14 protein-coding genes are annotated in these 18,388 nt (G+C 40.3%); 10 read left to right on the forward strand and 4 right to left on the reverse strand.

The window, feature by feature from the left end:
- Positions 1 to 160 precede the first annotated feature (160 nt).
- The gene (locus M1D52_RS19950) at positions 161 to 580 is read left to right on the forward strand and encodes a DUF983 domain-containing protein (protein ID WP_130856385.1); all 420 of its coding nucleotides are present in this window, start codon (positions 161 to 163) and stop codon (positions 578 to 580) included.
- A 10-nt stretch (positions 581 to 590) separates the two neighbouring features.
- Here the strand turns inward: M1D52_RS19950 and M1D52_RS19955 are convergent, their stop codons facing one another.
- Positions 591 to 752 carry a lmo0937 family membrane protein gene (locus tag M1D52_RS19955; protein WP_130856384.1) on the reverse strand — a complete coding sequence of 54 codons (162 nt, stop codon included), beginning with the start codon at positions 750 to 752 and terminating at the stop codon, positions 591 to 593.
- A gap of 287 nt (positions 753 to 1,039) precedes the next feature.
- Here M1D52_RS19955 and pyrR point away from each other — a divergent pair, with 287 nt between their 5' ends.
- The 9 genes from pyrR to M1D52_RS20000 all read left to right on the forward strand — a co-directional run bounded on the left by pyrR (position 1,040) and on the right by M1D52_RS20000 (position 12,140).
- The gene (pyrR, locus tag M1D52_RS19960) at positions 1,040 to 1,591 is read left to right on the forward strand and encodes a bifunctional pyr operon transcriptional regulator/uracil phosphoribosyltransferase PyrR (protein WP_013665508.1); all 552 of its coding nucleotides are present in this window, start codon (positions 1,040 to 1,042) and stop codon (positions 1,589 to 1,591) included.
- Positions 1,592 to 1,612: 21 nt separating this feature from the next.
- Entirely contained in the window at positions 1,613 to 2,551 is a 939-nt protein-coding gene (locus M1D52_RS19965; protein WP_013665507.1) for an aspartate carbamoyltransferase catalytic subunit, read from the forward strand.
- Positions 2,552 to 2,695: 144 nt separating this feature from the next.
- Entirely contained in the window at positions 2,696 to 5,842 is a 3,147-nt protein-coding gene (locus M1D52_RS19970) for a tetratricopeptide repeat protein (RefSeq protein WP_437393181.1), read from the forward strand.
- A gap of 54 nt (positions 5,843 to 5,896) precedes the next feature.
- Positions 5,897 to 7,615: a TonB-dependent receptor gene (locus M1D52_RS19975; RefSeq protein WP_049794982.1), complete on the forward strand. Its 1,719-nt coding sequence runs from the start codon at positions 5,897 to 5,899 to the stop codon at positions 7,613 to 7,615.
- 42 nt (positions 7,616 to 7,657) lie between these two features.
- Positions 7,658 to 8,695: an HU domain-containing protein gene (locus M1D52_RS19980; protein WP_130856380.1), complete on the forward strand. Its 1,038-nt coding sequence runs from the start codon at positions 7,658 to 7,660 to the stop codon at positions 8,693 to 8,695.
- An 80-nt stretch (positions 8,696 to 8,775) separates the two neighbouring features.
- Positions 8,776 to 9,477, forward strand: a complete 702-nt coding sequence (locus M1D52_RS19985; RefSeq protein WP_013665503.1) for a MotA/TolQ/ExbB proton channel family protein — start codon at positions 8,776 to 8,778, stop codon at positions 9,475 to 9,477.
- A gap of 87 nt (positions 9,478 to 9,564) precedes the next feature.
- Positions 9,565 to 9,975 carry an ExbD/TolR family protein gene (locus M1D52_RS19990; RefSeq protein ID WP_013665502.1) on the forward strand — a complete coding sequence of 137 codons (411 nt, stop codon included), beginning with the start codon at positions 9,565 to 9,567 and terminating at the stop codon, positions 9,973 to 9,975.
- A gap of 23 nt (positions 9,976 to 9,998) precedes the next feature.
- Entirely contained in the window at positions 9,999 to 10,817 is an 819-nt protein-coding gene (locus tag M1D52_RS19995; RefSeq protein WP_013665501.1) for an energy transducer TonB, read from the forward strand.
- A gap of 18 nt (positions 10,818 to 10,835) precedes the next feature.
- Positions 10,836 to 12,140, forward strand: coding sequence for a bifunctional folylpolyglutamate synthase/dihydrofolate synthase (locus M1D52_RS20000; RefSeq protein ID WP_437393180.1), 1,305 nt, complete (start codon positions 10,836 to 10,838; stop codon positions 12,138 to 12,140).
- Positions 12,141 to 12,224: 84 nt separating this feature from the next.
- On the opposite strand, the gene M1D52_RS20005 is transcribed toward M1D52_RS20000, so the two are convergent.
- The 3 genes from M1D52_RS20005 to M1D52_RS20015 form a co-directional block, all read right to left on the reverse strand.
- Positions 12,225 to 14,516 (reverse strand): GH92 family glycosyl hydrolase, encoded by a 2,292-nt coding sequence (locus M1D52_RS20005; protein ID WP_437393179.1) that lies wholly within the window; start codon positions 14,514 to 14,516, stop codon positions 12,225 to 12,227.
- A gap of 195 nt (positions 14,517 to 14,711) precedes the next feature.
- Complete coding sequence (locus tag M1D52_RS20010; protein ID WP_437393178.1) at positions 14,712 to 17,414, reverse strand: TonB-dependent receptor; 2,703 nt, start codon at positions 17,412 to 17,414, stop codon at positions 14,712 to 14,714.
- A gap of 369 nt (positions 17,415 to 17,783) precedes the next feature.
- On the reverse strand, positions 17,784 to 18,311 hold the full coding sequence (locus M1D52_RS20015; protein WP_013665497.1) for a ferritin: 528 nt from the start codon (positions 18,309 to 18,311) through the stop codon (positions 17,784 to 17,786).
- Positions 18,312 to 18,388 lie beyond the last annotated feature (77 nt).

The following is an 18,388-nucleotide window of genomic DNA, read 5'->3' on the forward strand; positions in this document are numbered from 1 at the left end:
TCCTGTATACGTACCGTTTTCATGCATATAAAAATAAATTTGTCTAAGTTTGCGGGAGGGTCGCATGGATATTTCTCGCATTTGAGAATAGCCTCGACCAGTCAGGGTGATAATTACGATTTAAAATCACACATTCAGCAAATCAAATTGTTCAATTTACATGACTCAAGATAGCCGTTCAAGCAAGTTTATTCCCGCCTTTCCTGCCATGTTGAAAGGAAAATGTCCACGTTGTAGACAGGGCAATATGTTCAAGAGCTTTTTCTCCAATACCATGTATGAAGAATGCGGCCATTGTGGTTTAACTTTTGAACGCAACCCAGGCTACTTTTATACAGCCATGTACGTTACCTACGTATTTAATGTAGCAGAAATAGTAACGCTTGGAATAGCTACTTTCATTTTATCCGGGGGATCCGACAATCCCTGGTTATATGTTGGCATAATCATTCCGGGAATTTTGCTTTTGGCTCCTCTCAACTATCGATACTCGCGCATTATACAAATGTATTGGTTAGATCCGACGCTCAAATATAGACCGGATTTATCAGGAAATAAAAACGATCAGACACCTGCATAAAAAACAGCACCTATTGGCTTTTTCGAATATTCCTGCGTGCCAAGCCTAAAACAAGCGCGACAATGGCAAGCACCAATAGTATGTAAATCAAGTTTCCCACGGCATATACAAAAGTACCCAAAGCCCACCCAATCAACAATATAATAGCAATAATATAAAATAACGCTCTCATAATATCCTGTCTAATACAAGAACAACCATTTAAGTATATCTTTTGTTTTCCGGCATCGGTCATCACAATAAATCAATTCGCATATCCACATTCATTTCTCCCTTACCGTCAACTATGTTTTTATGTTCATTGAATGACGAACAGCCTTTCGGTCATTGCATATGAGACCAATTTTATCTATTTTTGCAAATAAAATAGAATAATTCCATTAGCTTGAGGCAATTACGAGGATTAGCAGGGAAAAAGAAAAAAACAAGGTTTTATACGCTCAACCAAACAGATTTCTAATGCAACAATCTATATTATTAAGTGGTCTAAAGTTTCAAATCACCATTCAACGTCTTTGCCAACAGTTAATTGAAAATCATCATGACTTCAAGAATTCAGTGATCATCGGTATCCAACCGAGGGGCATTTATTTGGCAAAACGGATACGGGAAGAACTACAAAGAATATTACAGATCGACTCCATTTTATTCGGTGAGCTTGATATTACTTTCTATCGGGATGATTTTCGTCGCAAAGAAAACGGTCCGCTAGTTCCTAACAGTACAAACATAAATTTTGTGATCGAGAACAAAAAAGTCATCCTGATCGACGATGTACTGTGGACAGGCCGGACGATCCGATCATCGTTAGATGCCATACAAGCTTTTGGCCGCCCTGAAAAGGTGGAATTACTGGTACTTGTTGATCGCAGATTTTCAAGACATCTGCCCATTCAGCCAGACTATATTGGCATTCAAGTGGATTCCATTAATTCGCAACGGGTCATTGTTAACTGGCGCGAAACGGACACACAAGACCAAATCATCCTTCTAACAGAAGAAAACAATTAGAAATTTTTGATTGCATATACAATGGCAGAAACAGCACAACAGCTAAGCACCAAACACTTATTAGGCATAAAAGACTTGTCCGCAGAAGATATCCACCTGATATTGGACACAGCAGCCACTTTTAAGGATGTCATCAACCGCCCAATCAAAAAGGTACCTTCATTACGTGATATTACAATTGCCAATGTCTTTTTTGAGAACTCGACACGCACCAGACTGTCCTTTGAGCTCGCCGAAAAACGTCTGTCGGCAGATGTCATCAACTTTGCGGCTTCTTCTTCTTCAGTCAGCAAAGGCGAAACACTCATTGACACGGTAAATAACATCTTGGCAATGAAGGTAGATATGATTGTTATGCGACATCCTTATCCCGGTGCAGGCGTTTTTTTAAGTAAACATGTCGATGCCCAAATTATAAATGCAGGAGATGGAGCACACGAGCATCCAACACAAGCCTTGCTCGATGCGTTTTCTATAAGAGAGCAATATGGCGATGTTGCCGGAAAAAAAGTAGCCATTATTGGCGATATCTTACATTCAAGGGTTGCCCTTTCCAATATTTTATGCTTACAAAAGCTCGGGGCCGAAGTACTGGTATGCGGTCCTACAACGCTTATTCCTAAATATATTACTTCGCTGGGCGTTAAAGTGGAGCATGACCTGCTCAAGGCGCTTCATTGGTGCGACGTAGCCAATATGTTACGAATTCAGCTGGAGCGTCAGGATATCAATTATTTCCCCTCTTTAAGAGAATATTCGATGCTGTATGGTTTGAATAAAACGATACTTGAATCCTTAGATAAAAAGATAACCATCATGCACCCCGGGCCGATCAATCGTGGTGTAGAAATTACAAGTGATGTGGCCGATAGCCAACATTCGATTATTCTGGATCAGGTTCAAAATGGTGTAGCAGTGAGAATGGCTGTATTGTACCTCCTTGCCGGAAAACGTGTTTAAGGAAGCATCAATCAAAAATATTTATCGTACACATTATTTCACAATTATTGCCGTTATAGTAAGAGGTTATTAACATTTGTTAAGTAATAGTGTACAAAACTTCATAACATCCCATTAATTTAGCATAAAAAGAATTTGAACAACATGTTTAATAAATTCACTCGTATTAGTCTAGCACTTAGTCTTTTCGCCAGCAGTGCCCTCGCCCAACAAAGTGCTTGGCAATCTCTTAACCAAGCTTATAAAACAGGTATGGAGCTGTACGAAAGGGGAAAATATGCCTCGGCTTATAACCAGCTTGGTAAAGTTGAAACCATCCGTACCAATACGACTATACAACAAGATGAAAGTGACCAAATTTCATTACTGAAAGAAAATGCACGTTTTTATCAAGCGGTTTGTGCGCTTGAATTAGGCAATCACGATGCCGAAGGCCTATTTCTAAAATTCATAAAAGATCATCCAACAAGTGCCAATACGAAAGCGGCCTACTTTCAGGTAGGACGATCCTATTTTGCAAAAAAGAATTATCCGAAAGCGATTGAATGGTTCAAGAAATTAGACGGTGGAAATCTAAGCGGTTCCGAAAACACCGAATATCGCTTCAAATTGGGTTATTCGCTCTTTATGACAGAAGATTATAATGCAGCAAAACCCTTATTTGAGCGCCTAAAGGAAGAAAGAGGCCAATATCAAGAGGCTTCCATCTACTATTATGCTTATCTGTCCTACCTGGATGCGGAATATAAAATCGCATTAAAAGAATTTGAGCGTTTAAAGGGATCAAAAGCATACGAGAACAGCTATCCATACTACATCGCGGCGCTCTACTTCCTCGACAAACGTTATGATGATGTTCTTTCTTATATATTGCCCATTTTAGAAAGAACTAAACAAGAGAACGAAACCGAGATTTTCCGTATCGTAGGTGCCACCTACTTTGCTAAGAACGACTTAGCCAAGGCGAAAGAATACTATGACAAATTTCAAGCCCAAGATCAAGGGAAGACCCAAAATAATCAAGATGATTATCAGATAGGATATATTGCCTACAAGAATGGCAATTATGAGAAAGCTATTAAAGAACTGGAAAAGTTAACGGAACCGGACGCTTATTTCCAAAGCGGAATGATCATCTTAGGGGATTCCTTTTTAAAATTAGGCAACAAAGAGAGTGCTCGTAATGCTTTTTTCAGAGCATCGAAACTTGATTTTGATCCTTCCATGAAAGAGCAGGGACTGCTGAATTACGCTAAGTTGTCTTATGAGCTGGAATTTCACCAAGTAGCCTTAGACGCCACCCAAGAGTACTTGAAAACCTACCCACGTTCTAAAAACCTCGACGAGGCGAAAACGTTGCTGGCAGAGGTTTTATTGAGTACAAAGAATTATCGATCGGCAGTGGATATCCTGGAATCCATTCCGAAAAGGACCAAAGAGGCAAATGCCGCTTATCAAAAAGTGACTTACTTCCGCGGTTTGGAATATTACAATGAGCGGGCTTTTGAAAATGCCATTTCGATCTTTATGCGTTCTGAACAGAACCCATACGATCCGGAACTCCTAGCTTTAGCAACCTATTGGAAAGCGGAAGCGATGTACGAAGTCAGAAAATACGGTGAAGCCACAACAAATTTCAGCAAGTTTCTGCAGTATCCGGCAGCAAAAAACACAGACGTTTATAATTACGCCAATTATGCACTTGCTTATGCGGCCTTCCGTAACGATAATTATCGTACTTCTGCCAACTATTTTGCTAAATTTCTAAATAGTGGAGAGCCCATTGAGCTGAATACAAGAAATGATGCCATTGCGCGTTTAGGCGATTCATATTTTATGTTGAAGGATTATGGTAATGCGATGGAGCAGTACAATAAGCTCATGAGTACAAAAGCTAAAACACAGGATTATGCTTTGTTTCAAAGTGGTATTATCAGGGGCCTACAGGGAGACGCCGATGGCAAGATCAGTATTATGACGGATTTATTGGCGCGATATCCCAACTCCAACTATGCAGACGACGCAAACTTTGAGATACCCTATACTTTTTTCCTTAAGGGAGAAAATGAAATAGCGATTCAAGGTTTACAGGATATGATTGAGAAATATCCACGCAGTAGCTACGTGCCGAGAGCACTTGTCACCATTGGTTTGGTTCAGTACAATAGTGACAACAACGACGCTGCGGTCAGAACCTTTCAACGAGTAGTTGAACAATATCCAACAACAGAAGAAGCAAAACAGGCGTTAAAGTCGATACAGAATATCTATATTGATAAAGGGGATGCGCAAGGATTCTTGGATTATGCCGGCACAACGGCCATTGGTGATTTGTCGACGGCTGAACAAGACAATATTACTTTTCAAGTAGCAAACAATTACTTCTCCAGAGGTGATTATCAAGCAGCTATTGAAGCAGTGAATGCCTATTTCGATAAATTTCCGAAACCTATACAGGAAAAATTTGCACGTTTCATACGTGCGGAAAGTTTGTACAAAACCGGGCATCCGCAAGAAGCATTGCATGACTTTAACATTATTTTGAACGATTGGACAAGTGCCTACACAGAACGAACCTTATTGAGTGTGTCCAATTTATACCTTGATCAAAAGAAATATAACGAGGCGATTGCACCACTGAAAAAATTAGAGCTTACTGCTGAGTATAAATCGCACTATAACTTTGCCATCAATAACCTGATGGTAGCCTATTTCAATATTCATGACTTTGACAATACGCTTATGTATGCGCGATATGTGAAGGAATATGAAAAGTCTTCTGTTGAGGATAAGGCAAAAGCAGATCTTTATGCTGCAAAAGCGCATATGTTAAAAGGCGACTTAAGCACTGCCCGAAAGGAATTAAATCAGGCGGCAGCCAACAGCCAAACGATTGTCGGTGCAGAAGCAAAATACAATATCGGTAAGTTACAATATGAAGCTGGCGAATATAAAGCCGCTCAGGAAACCGCTTTCGATTTAATTAAGAATATGCCGTCTTATGACTACTGGGTTGCGAAAAGCTTTATTTTATTAGCCGACTGCTATACAAAACTAAAAGATGAATTCCAGGCGAAAAGTACATTACAGAGTATTATCGAGAATTACGAAGGTAAAGATGATATCATTCCTACAGCAAAAGAACGTTTAGAAAAATTAACCGGAAAAAAAATAGATACTAAGAAAGTAACAGATAGTGTAAAAACAGAAAGCGATTCTACTGCGGTAGACAGTACGGAAACTGACAGTACTACTTTAGATTCATCCGCGGTTGAGAAACAAGCTTTATAAATAAGTTCATTCATACTATCTAAATAACGAAATACCATGATATTGAATTCTTCAATGTTAAAATATACATTACTAATCGGCTTAGGTTTTTGTTCCTTCGTTGCGTTTGCGCAAGAAGAAGAGCAAGTACCGCAAGAGGAAGCCAAAGGAAATTTAGGGGAAATTGAAGTTGTTCGGGACTACAAACCTATTTTGGCTGATGCGGTAAAAATCAGACAAAGTCCCGACCTCACGAATAATCGTAAATACCTGTCTAAACTTAACTATTCTGTTTTCGACAGAAAACTAGATATCAATACGGGAACACATCGCTTAGAAATACAACAATTGCCTGCGATGCGACCAGATATATTAACCAATAACTACGCGAAAATAGGGGCTGGAAACTTTAACACCCTCTTAGGGGAGGTCTACATTAGTAACGGTGAAGATCAAGCACTTCAAGTAGGCGGTTTTGCAAAACACCTCAGTCAAAAAGGATCGGATTACGAGGGGCAGAATTTTAGCGAGCAAAAAATCGGGTTATTCGGAAGAAGTATCTTAGACAGAATAACGTTGAATGGAGAAATCGGCTTTAATCGTTATGCAACGCGATATTATGGTTTTGTTCCCCTTCAGCCGGAATTAAACACCGACCCTACGAAGCAGCATTATAACGACCTTTACCTTAAAGGAGAATTGAACAGTAATTATGAGGATAACGAAGAGTTGTTAAGCTATTCGCTTAAAGTAGATGGATACCTGTTCGGCAATGCTTTCTCAACGAAAGAAAATTCCTTTGCCCTCAGTGCTAACATCAACAAAAAAGTCAACGCTTTTAATGTGGGGGCGAATGTTTCGGGAGATTTTACCAGTCTCAAGAGTAATGATTTAAGCTTAGGAAATCATATCGCCCGTTTGAATCCCTATATCCGTTTTCAGGGAAAGAATTATAAATTGACCTTGGGAGCTACTTTAGTAAGCGAATTTGGCGGGGAAGAGAATAGAAACAATATTTTCCCAACTGTCGACTTTGATTTCGCCTTAGTGCCAGAATATGCGAGCATATATGCCGGTGTGAAGGGAGATGTTGTTAAAACCTCATTCCGGTCGTTAGCTAATGAAAACCCTTTTCTTACGGAAAGCCCTTTCCTGGACACAACAAGCAATAGCCTAGTTGTACGTAATATGTTGGAAAAACTGCACGTTTTTGGAGGATTAAAAGGCAATGCCGGCGCTACCTTTGGTTATAAAGTTGGCGTCTTTTACAAACAAATCAGCGACCTGCCTTTTTACGCTATTCAGCCTAATTCACCTTCAAGATATGATATCATATACGATCGTGGAGAAAAGAATAAAGTCTTTGGTTTAGAAGGAGATATTAACGTCCGCGTATCTGAAGCGGTCAGCTTAGGCGGTAATTTATTGTTTAACGAGTATGATTTGGAAAATGAAGCTGAAGCTTGGTATATTCCAAAATTGCGCCTCGCTGCTAATACTCGGATCAATATCAGCAAAAAGGTATACATAGATGGCGAGCTTTTCTTCAACGATGCGATGAAAGCTAAAAGTTATCAGCAATATGCCGGTGTAAGCGGTACAGATCCAAATGCACCTGTTACTGTATCCATGCCATCGTTTGTTGATATTAGTGCCGGATTGGAATACCGCGCTACAAAGCAGATTGGCGTATACGTCAGGGGAAATAATTTACTAAACAAAGGTTACGAACGCTTCTTATACTACCCACGCTTAGGCTTTAATATAATAGGCGGTGTAAACGTTTCGTTTTAATTGTTAAGCTTTCTAAATTTGCCGACTCAAACGAAAGAAGGAATGTTTAATTTAGGCCAATACTTGCATCAACTCTTACTTATACATCCACAAGTCGGGGTACCGGGTATTGGTGTTTTCACCAAAGCGCGCATTGCAGCTCGATACGATGAGCAATTAGAAAAGTTTTTGCCTCCTACAAGCAGCTATTCGCTCATTCCTCACGCAACGACCGATAATTACCTAGTTGACTATGTTGCTAAATCCATGCACTTATCCAATGAGGAAGCAATTGACGTTGTCGATAAAACAGTAAATCGTTTGCTGACTGATATTGACGAACAGGGTGAAGCGAAGTTAGAGCCAATAGGTTATCTAAAGCAAATGGATGGAACGTATACGTTGGTTTCAAAAGAACTTCAATCGTTTTGGGGCTTACAGCCGGTGGATGATTATAAAGAAGAGTCTTTACCGGAAGAATTACCGGCTGTACAGGAACAGCCCGATACGATACTACAAGAACCTGCGATTCCTACTGAGCCGGAACAGCCTGAAATTAGCTATGAGACCGTAGCGAACCAAAGGGAAACAAATAATAATGTTTGGCTTTGGGTAGTAACCGGCATTATCGCTATCGGGCTAGCTGCATTTTTATTCTGGAAGCGTCAGGAGCCCGGTATTCCGCCGCATCAAAACGAAATTAACGTTGCCTTGAAAGATACAACGAATGGCTCAGCAAACACAGCAAAGGACACATCCACTAACCTACCAGATACAACGACAACCGGCCTTCCGGCCGACTCTTTAGCCGATTCGCTGAATCAGCGTGTATCTAAAGAGGAAAAAGAGCCGCTTGTACGAAAGGCATCAAAAGAAAAACCGTTTTCAATTGTAATCGGCTCGTTTAAAACCATGAAATTAGCGATTGAACAAGCAAAATATTTTAGAACGATCGGTATTAATGCATTTGTCCTGGAAAGCAATATGCCCAATAATAGAAAAAAGATATGCTATGGGTCCTATCCAACTAAAGAGGCTGCAAAGGAGCAATTGGAAAAAGTTAGGAACGAGATAACGAAAGAAGCATATATATATCCCTAGTGTATAAATGCCGGGAATAAATTTTATCTTGGTACCGATATTAAACAAACAGTGTAAAACAAAATTATTATTTATAAAACATGTTTTTATTACAAGTTACAGACACACCCGCTACATTGGACTCGATGCTTACCGCACCGGGCCCTTCTACTGCACCGATTGAAGATTTAAGTTTGTTAGACCTGCTTATTAAAGGAGGATGGGTGATGATTCCTATCGCCATTCTCGCTTTCTTGGGTTTGGTAATTTTTATAGAAAGGTACTTGACCATAAAAAAAGCTTCCCGTTATGATTCGAATCTTATGATTCAGGTCAAGCAGAACATCATGTCGGGCCGTTTGGAGGCCGCATTGGCGCTTTGCAGGAATAGTAACGGACCTTTAGGGGCCATGCTTCAAAAAGGGCTTACCCGTATCGGTAGACCCATTAAAGATATTGAAGGAGCGATTGAGAACGTCGGTAAACTGGAAGTATCAAAACTTGAGAAAAATATTAATATATTAGGTATCATTGCAGGTATTGCACCAATGCTAGGTTTTGTTGGTACAATCATTGGGGTGATTACAATTTTCCATGAGGTCTCCATAAAAGGAGTAATTGAAATCGGCACCGTATCCGGAGGCTTATATACAAAAATGATTACTTCTGCATCCGGACTCATTATCGGTATTATTGCCTATGTAGGGTATCATATATTGAATATGATGGTTGACCGTTTAATTCTTCGCATGGAAACAGATGCCATTGAGTTTATCGATCTATTGGACGAACCAGGCAGCTAAATTGGTTTTTGGCATTACTTCCACTGAGATTTGAAACTTTCAGGCACCGGTAATGTTCAGGGCCATTAATTCAAAAATGTATTTCCAATGAATTTAAGAAAAAGACACCATAGACCAGCTGCAGAGGTCCACACATCGGCCTTAAACGATATCATGTTCTTTTTGCTACTATTCTTTTTATTGGCCTCGGCAGTTGCCAACCCTCAAGTAGTGAAACTCTTGTTGCCCAGGTCACAGTCGGGAGAACAGTCGGTAGCTAAACGAACCATAAGCTTGTCAATTAATAAAGATTTGCAGTACTTTGTAGAAAAAAAACAAGTATTGCTCGATCAATTGATGCCCACCCTACAAAGTTATGTACAGGAAGGGCAGGAATTGACCGTGCTTTTATATGTTGATAGAACAGTAGCAATTGAAGATGTGATTCAGGTGATGGACATTGCCAATAAGTTAAAAATAAAGCTTGTTTTGGCCACCGAACCAAAAGAGAAGAGTTAGGCATTTAAATCGGAGAGTGTGCGATGAATCATCAGCATAAACAAGACAACAATTACCCCAAAGCTTTCGCAATATCGGCAGGCGTATTTGCTGCGTTCCTGCTGTTAAGTTTTTTTTGGATGCTGAGCCAACCAGCTGTTGAGTTTGGAACCGGCGGGTTAATTGTGAACTATGGTACCGTCGACGAAGGAATGGGCGATGATTATATGAGCTTGGATGAGCCTTCAATGGATCCCAACGCTAATCAAACACGACCTGATAAAGTTGTACCAAATGAAGAACCTACACCGGTAGCCTCGCAAGAAACCAATGATAAAACAGTGGTTACACAAGACGTAGAGGATGCCCCCGCGGTGGTGACTAAAGAGAAAGCAAAACCGACTTCTACTACACCTACCATTACACCGGAGAAGAAAGAAAGCAAACCGACCGTTAACCCCAACGCCCTTTATACCGGCAAGAAGAATAAAGGAGTGGGTGTTGGCGATGGTACGGGATCGACCCCTGGGAATCAAGGTAGTTTGCAAGGGAATAATATGGCCACTAATTACGGTGAGGGTGGCTCGGGTAATGGCCTTGTAGGCTTACCCAACAGATCTTTTGCAGTAAGACCGCAAATAGAAGATAAAGGTCAGCTTTCCGGTCGGATTGCGGTAGAAATCACAGTAGATCGGAATGGCGTAGTAACCCGTGCGAGAGCAGGTGCTAAGGGCACCACCTTGTCAGACGCTTCACTTTGGGAAAAATGTGAGGCGGCGGTCAGAAATGCACGGTTAAACGCAACCGACGGAGGACCTGAATTTCAATCGGGTATTGTAGTGTTCAACTTTAAAGTAAAGTAAGCACTCGTTTTCCATATCATGAACTATATTGAGGTAATTGATTATCTATACGGCCGTCTTCCGATGTTTACACGGGACGGCTCTTCTGCTTTTAAGAAAGATCTAACCAATATTCGCGCACTTTGTGCCGCCTTGGAAAACCCGGAAAAAGCATTCAAAGCTGTACATATAGCAGGCACTAATGGCAAAGGGAGCAGCTCACATATGCTGGCAGCGGTTTTACAAACAGCTGGATATAGAACCGGTTTATATACCTCTCCTCACCTTTTGGATTTCAGGGAGCGAATAAAAATTAACGGGGTATTGATACCGCAGGCCTACGTAATCGATTTTGTCAAAAACAATCAATCGTTGATCGAAACGATACAGCCTTCTTTTTTTGAGGTTACCGTCGCCATGGCTTTTCGTTATTTTGCTGATATGCATGTTGATATTGCGGTTATTGAAACCGGCCTAGGTGGTCGGTTAGACTCCACAAACATCATCAGCCCGATCGCTACTTTGATTACCAACATCGGTTATGATCATATGAACATGTTAGGGAATAGCCTAGCGGAAATTGCCTATGAAAAAGCCGGCATCATAAAAAGTCATACGCCCATTGTTATCAGCGAGCGGCAACAAGCTATAGAACACGTTTTTATCAATCGAGCACAAGAGTTGGTGGCACCCATTTTCTTCGCCAGTGATGAATGGAAAATAGATGAAATCGCAGTGGACACCGAGTTCCAATATCTAAAAGCAATACCTGAAAAAGAAAAGCCGTTTGAGACCTTGGAGCTGTGTTTGGATTTAAGAGGAAGCTATCAACAGAAAAATCTGCCTGGTGTTCTTAGCACGATCCGTATATTGAAGGAAATTGGTTTCACCGTTTCCGAAAACGAACTAGTCGATGGTTTAGAAGCGGTTCAAAAACTTACCGGTTTGATGGGCCGCTGGCAGAGGTTGTCGGCACAACCCTTAACGATATGCGATACGGGACACAATGAGGACGGCTGGAAAGAAGTAATTAAAAATATTACCCGTACACCCTTTGAAAAACTTCATATGGTTATTGGAGTAATGCGCGATAAGGACCTTGAGCACATGCTAACCTTGCTTCCTAAGGAAGCCAATTTCTACTTTTGTAGCCCCGCTTTCCAACGGGCTCTTCCGGCAATAGATTTGCAGTCACAAGCCGCTAATTATGGATTAGTTGGGGAGGCCTATGATAGTGTACAGCATGCTGTAGAAACTGCCGGACAAATCGCGTCAAAAGAAGATCTGATTTTTATCGGGGGAAGCACCTTTGTGGTGGCAGAAGCCTTGCCACTCTTTCAATGAAATTTGTTAGGGTAATAATATAAGATGGCGTCAAAAAAGTGCTACGTTCGAATAACACTTTTTTGACACCTCTTTATCTCTAAATTATTTTCCTTCTCTCGAAAGCGAATAAGGCACGTCCTCGTTTCCGACACCACGTGTCTTGTTCGGTTGACTGCCCATCTCAAACTGAATGGTTGCTCCTTTTACCAGTTCTTCATGCGAAAAGAAATTTTTAGTATAGGCTTTGCCATTAAGTAAAAGCTTATCAATAAACCTGTTATCTAAACTATTATTAGGGGCATCCAAGCTAATCTCTTTCCCTGTGGGCAATTTAATCTTAGCATGCTTAAATAAAGGCGCACCGATAACATACTGGTCGGTTGCAGGCGCCACCGGATAAAAGCCCAATGCTGAAAACACATACCAAGCCGAGGTCTGCCCATTATCTTCATCACCGCAATACCCATCAGGGGTAGGCAAGTACATTCTATTCATGGTTTCGCGAACCCAATACTGTGTTTTCCATGGCTCATTCGCATAGTTGTATAAATAAATCATGTGTTGAATTGGCTGATTCCCATGAGCATATTGACCCATATTTGCAATCTGCATTTCTCGAATTTCATGAATTACCTGCCCGTAATAACTATCATCGTAAATAGGCGGCAACGTAAATACGGAATCCAGTTTATTAGCAAATGCTTCTTTACCCCCCATTAAATCGATCAGTCCTTGTATATCATGAAATACGGACCAGGTGTAGTGCCAACTATTCCCTTCGGTAAAAGCGTCTCCCCACTTGAAAGGATTAAAAGGTTTTTGGAAATTTCCATCTTGATTTTTACCCCGCATTAAACCCGTTTCAGGATCGAATAACTTCTTATAATTTAAACTTCTTTTTTTATACAGTTCAATTTCCTTTTTTGGTTTATTCAATTTCTTAGCAAGCTGATATATGGCAAAATCATCATAGGCATATTCCAAAGTCCGAGCTGCATTTTCATTGATGTTTACATCATAAGGCACGTAGCCCAGTTTATTGTAAAAATCAGCTCCTGCACGACCTACCGCAGTTAGCGGACCGGCATGATTGGCCCCATGCAGCAAAGCTTCATATAAGGTTTCAATATCGTAGCCGCGTAGACCTTTAATATAAGCATCAGCCACTACAGACGCTGAATTATTACCGACCATGACATTTCTTAAGCCGGGACTTGCCCATTCAGGAAGCCACCCACTTTCTTTATACGCGTTTACCAAGCCTTCTTGCATTTTGGTATTCATTTCGGGGTACACGAGATTCAGGAATGGAAATAGACACCGAAACGTATCCCAAAAGCCTGTGTCTGTGAACATATACCCCGGAAGTACTTTTCCATTATAAGGGCTATAATGCACTACCGTTCCATTCGCATCATATTCAAAAAACATGCGTGGGAATAAAAGTGTACGATATAAATTTGAATAAAAAGTACGCACCTGGTCAATACTGCCCCCTCCTACTTCTACCCTACTTAAAGCCTCATTCCAAACATCCTTACCCTCCTGTTTCAAGGTTTCAAAACTCTTATTCCCAATCTCCTTTAAATTTAATGTCGCTTGCTCATGACTTATAAAAGAGGAAGCGACTTTGATGTTGATCTGCTCACCTGCTTTGCTAGTTTTGAAGTGTATCAGCGCTCCAACATGTTCTCCGGTAGACTCTAAAATTCCACTTCGAAGTGTTTCTCCGTTAAAAACAGCAACACCGTCGAAGTCCCGATCAAATTCCATCACAAAATAATTCTTGAAATTTTCCGGTACTCCTCCACTATTCTTAGTAGAATAACCAATAATTTTGTTCTCATTCGGAATCACTTTGATATAAGATCCTTTATCAAAAGCGTCAATTACGACATAAGCACTGTCTGTTTTCGGAAAGCTCATTCTAAACCGCGCTGCTCTCTCCGTCGGAACGATCTCTGTTGTTACATCATGATCAGCTAAATAAACACTATAGTAGTATGGGGTTGCGACTTCTGCTTTATGAGAAAACCAGCTGGCACGGTCATCTTCTTTAAAACGGGCTGCCCCGGTAACCGGCATAATCGCAAACTGGCCATAATCATTCATCCAAGGTGATGGTTGGTGGGTTTGCTTGAATCCCCTGATTTTATCAGCATCGTATGTATACATCCAACCGTCGCCCATTTTTCCGGTTTGCGGCGACCAAAAATTCATACCCCAAGGGCGAGCTATCGCCGGATAAGTATTGCCGGTTGATAGGCTGTGTTTTGACAGGGTACCCACAAGCGTACTTACATAATCGACAGGATTCGACACAGTTTTCACTTCCTGCCCACAAAGCGTGGAAGTAACAAGGTACATAGAAAATAAAAGGATAATGCGTTTCATTAGATTTTAGTTTTGCTTGATTCAATATAGTGCTGACTTTGGTTAGTGAAAAATAAGCTCACGGAGCTAATATATAGAAAATTTTCAATATTGCTAAAACGTTAAAGCTATAAATTGCTTAGAAGTCGCAAGCTCGTTCCGGAACAGATGGCTGACGAAGCATTCTTAACGTCAAACAACGTTTAGCATTCGCTATTAAATTTCGGATGGAAACTTCTGCAAGCGAATATTGAGCGAAACTAAAAAGTACCGTGCGAGTCGATTATTTTGCATATCCATAATACTATTACCTAAAATTTCTCTCCTAACACCTGTATTTTTATTAAACAGGTCAAAACCCTGTAAGCGGATCGCCAGCATATCATTTTGTAGAAAAGACTTCTCTATGTAGACATTGAGCAACGTTGGGTTTGCGCTAATCGAACTACTATACCCGGAGTTAAAATTTTGCGAAAAATCGGCACTGATAATCCATTTTTTAGGAAGATAGCCTTTCCCACCAAAACCAAGACTAAATGTATTAGCGCCCGCGTCCATAAAAGATGGAATATTATACCTTATCTTATTTATCGTATAACTGCTCCGTAAATCAGCCTCCAACAAATCTTCAATTTGAAAGTTGACCTGCAAATTTTGGGAAAATATCATGTTTCGGCCAACATTTCTCACATTATTGATATAAGTTAGATTATTGGTGTAATCCATTGAACCATTCAAATTGAGCGTCAGCACCTTTCCTGCCAGCGGCGCACTATAATGATAAAAGCCTCTTAAGTCATAATAGCCATTTGCATTTAAAAACGCTGTTTCCTGTATGGTGCTATTAGGTGTACTTATCCGATTTGTCACTACTTTATCCTGTATATGCGTAAAGGAGAAATTGGTAAAAAGCGAACTCCCATTTTGTATGTTGAAGCTTCTGTACTGAACACTCACCATATTCATAAACTCCGGTTTCAAATTAGCATTTCCAACTACAATATACTGTGGATTTGATACATCCCTAATTGGTTGAATTTGTGTAAATGCAGGCTGGTTGTTTTGCCCTCGATAATTTAACGAGAGGTTGCTGGTCTTATTAATCGCATATTGCAAGCGGGCACTGGGAACAAAGTTCAAATTATTTATATGCGTTACCACGTCTCTAGAAGGAGTTTTCCCATCCAACTTCGTGGGTTGCAAGGCAAAGCCAACGGTATACTTCAGTCGATCAAGACTGCCCTGGTAATTAATACCGAATTGATGCGTCTGGAAGAGGTAATCGTAATCAATACTTAAAGAATCTACCAACGACTCCCGAGCAGTAACAGAATCTATATCGAAGGTATTTCTAGCATTTGCAATGGAGTTAGATTCATATTGATAATTCAACTCCAAATAACTTCGTTTGGTTACCGGCTCCATATAAGACATGCCCAGTAGCATACTTCTATTATAGCTGAAGTTGCCTACTCGCTGTAAAAACTGCCGGTATCCGACCTGGGGATTATTATAACCTGAATCAATACTCGTTGAAAAATCATTTGCCACATCGCTCCTGGTACGCTTATAATACTCAAACTTCGCGATTACACTTAGGTTTCTACCTCTTGTCGGAAAACGATGATTATAAAATAAATCGATATCAAAGTTCGGATCACTATACGTGCCCGAAGTTTTATAAAGCCTGTCCGTGAACACTCTTTTATCCGTTATTGCGCTGTGGCTCTCATTTAATAAATCATTTGTAATATAGGAGGCCGTAGGCGTGATTTTCAAGTAATTTGCCGTATCAATATTCGCTTCCACTGTCCATGTAAGCTTATGCTTGATATTATCTGAAAGTGATTTTACTTCATCGAGGGAATTAATCTGCCGATTTTCATAAATACTGGTTAATCGAGTTGTTCCGATTGTTTGATTTCTACGCTTCGTAAATGTATAGCCCCCATAGACAGATACCCCTTTTGCCACTTCGTCCCGATAGTTCATGCCTATGGAGCTTGCACTATTGATACCATCCCCTCCGTCAATCATGCTACTTAAATCAGTGCCATCCCGGCTACCGGCTCCACTGATATCGCCAAAGCTAAATAAGCTGGTATTCGTATTATTAGTGGATCCTAAAATAGATACTTGCTTATTCCCTTTAAACTTATTAGCCGAGAAACTACCGATATATCTGCTATGCGCCTTGTCATTCGCATCCACACCGCCTCCGGCGGTAACCTGACCGAAAGTTCCAAAATTTTTATCTTCTTTAATGGTGACATTCAACACTTTTTCCGGTTCTGTATTTTTGATGCCGGTTATGTTAGCCTGATCGCCATAGTCATCTATGATCTGCACATTTTCTACGATCTCCGCCGGTAGGTTGCGTGTCGCGGTCAACACATCACCATCAAAAAAATCCTTTCCATTTACCTTCACTCTGGTAACGCGCTGCCCCTGCGCGTCAATATTCCCATTTCTGTCTACCTGTAAACCCGGCATCTGCTTGATCATTTCCTCTAATAGAGCGTTCTTACGAACGGAATAAGCCTTTGCGTTATATTGAATTGTGTCTTGCTTGATCACAACCGGAATAACGCCATATACGGCTATTTCCTGCAGTTCATGTGGTTGCTCCTTCAAATTAACGGTTACAAGCTCCGTTATGGGCAGTAATACATTGGAAGTATAATGCCTTTCGAATAATTGGAAGCCAATCAGGCTAAAGGTTAGTTTAAAATCACTGGCCGCTACCTTGTTAAAAATGAAACGTCCATGCTCGTTTGTGCTGGCCATCATTGTATCACTTTTTGCGTAGAGCCGAACAGTCACACCCACAAGCGGCCTGCCGGTAGAATCTTGCACTACACCGCGCACCTCTCTTGTCTGTATCTGTCCCTTTGCAATTGTAACAAAAGAAAAAATCACAATTATGCAAACCAATGCCCTGTGCATATAATATTTTAATCCTACCGATGCTTTATTAGTAACGAGAAATAACTTTAAATCTTATAAACACTCTAATATAGTTGAATTAATGCTTATTTCATCTGCAAATATTTTTTTTATCCATAGGTTGGGGCCTGTCTGATCGGCGATGATACCGATCCAGCTGACGCACGTTAGCACATAAGCCGTCAAAAAATTTACAGAGTTGTTGCTTAGTCATAAAATTTAAAGATGGATATTTAAAGCGATCAGCTCTGTAATTTATATTATGGTATTTATGATTCAATAAAAAAAGGAAAGCCCTAGTTTATCACTAAAGCTTTCCTTTTAAAAAATTATTAACAGCGCTTACTCCGCGTTATAACTTACTTTTGGTATATGTTTGTCGATTTCCCAACGGCCGGTTCCCTCTTCTCCAATAACATCAAACATTTCTAAAATTCTTCTTGCTACATATTCTTCTTCAATTTGTTCCGCCAAGAACCATTGAATAAACTGAAAGGTAACAAAATCTTTCACTTTAAAGCATTTTTCAGCGATGTTGTTAAATTGAGCGGTCACATGCATTTCTTGTTCCAACGCCAATTCAAAAACACTTCTGAAAGATTCGAAATCCTTTGGTACGTTAACAATTTCCGGCGAAATGGCCTTTCCTCCACGATCGTTAATATAATTAAACAGTTTCAGCATATGGTGGCGCTCTTCATCAGCCTGTTTGGCAAAATAACCGGCGCTGAAATCGAAGCCTTGATCATCACACCAAGACGACATAGCTAAATAAATAGCAGAGGAATGCGCTTCCACTTTAACCTGCTCATTTAATATTCTTTCTATTTCTTCATTTAATGAAGTTTTTAATCTCAATAGATCTTTCATATTCAAAATCGTTAATACTTAGCGGCGATAAAATGCCGTTAATCTTTATACAAAGATAACAGAAACGAGACTTAAGT

Source organism: Olivibacter sp. SA151, from assembly GCF_054130995.1.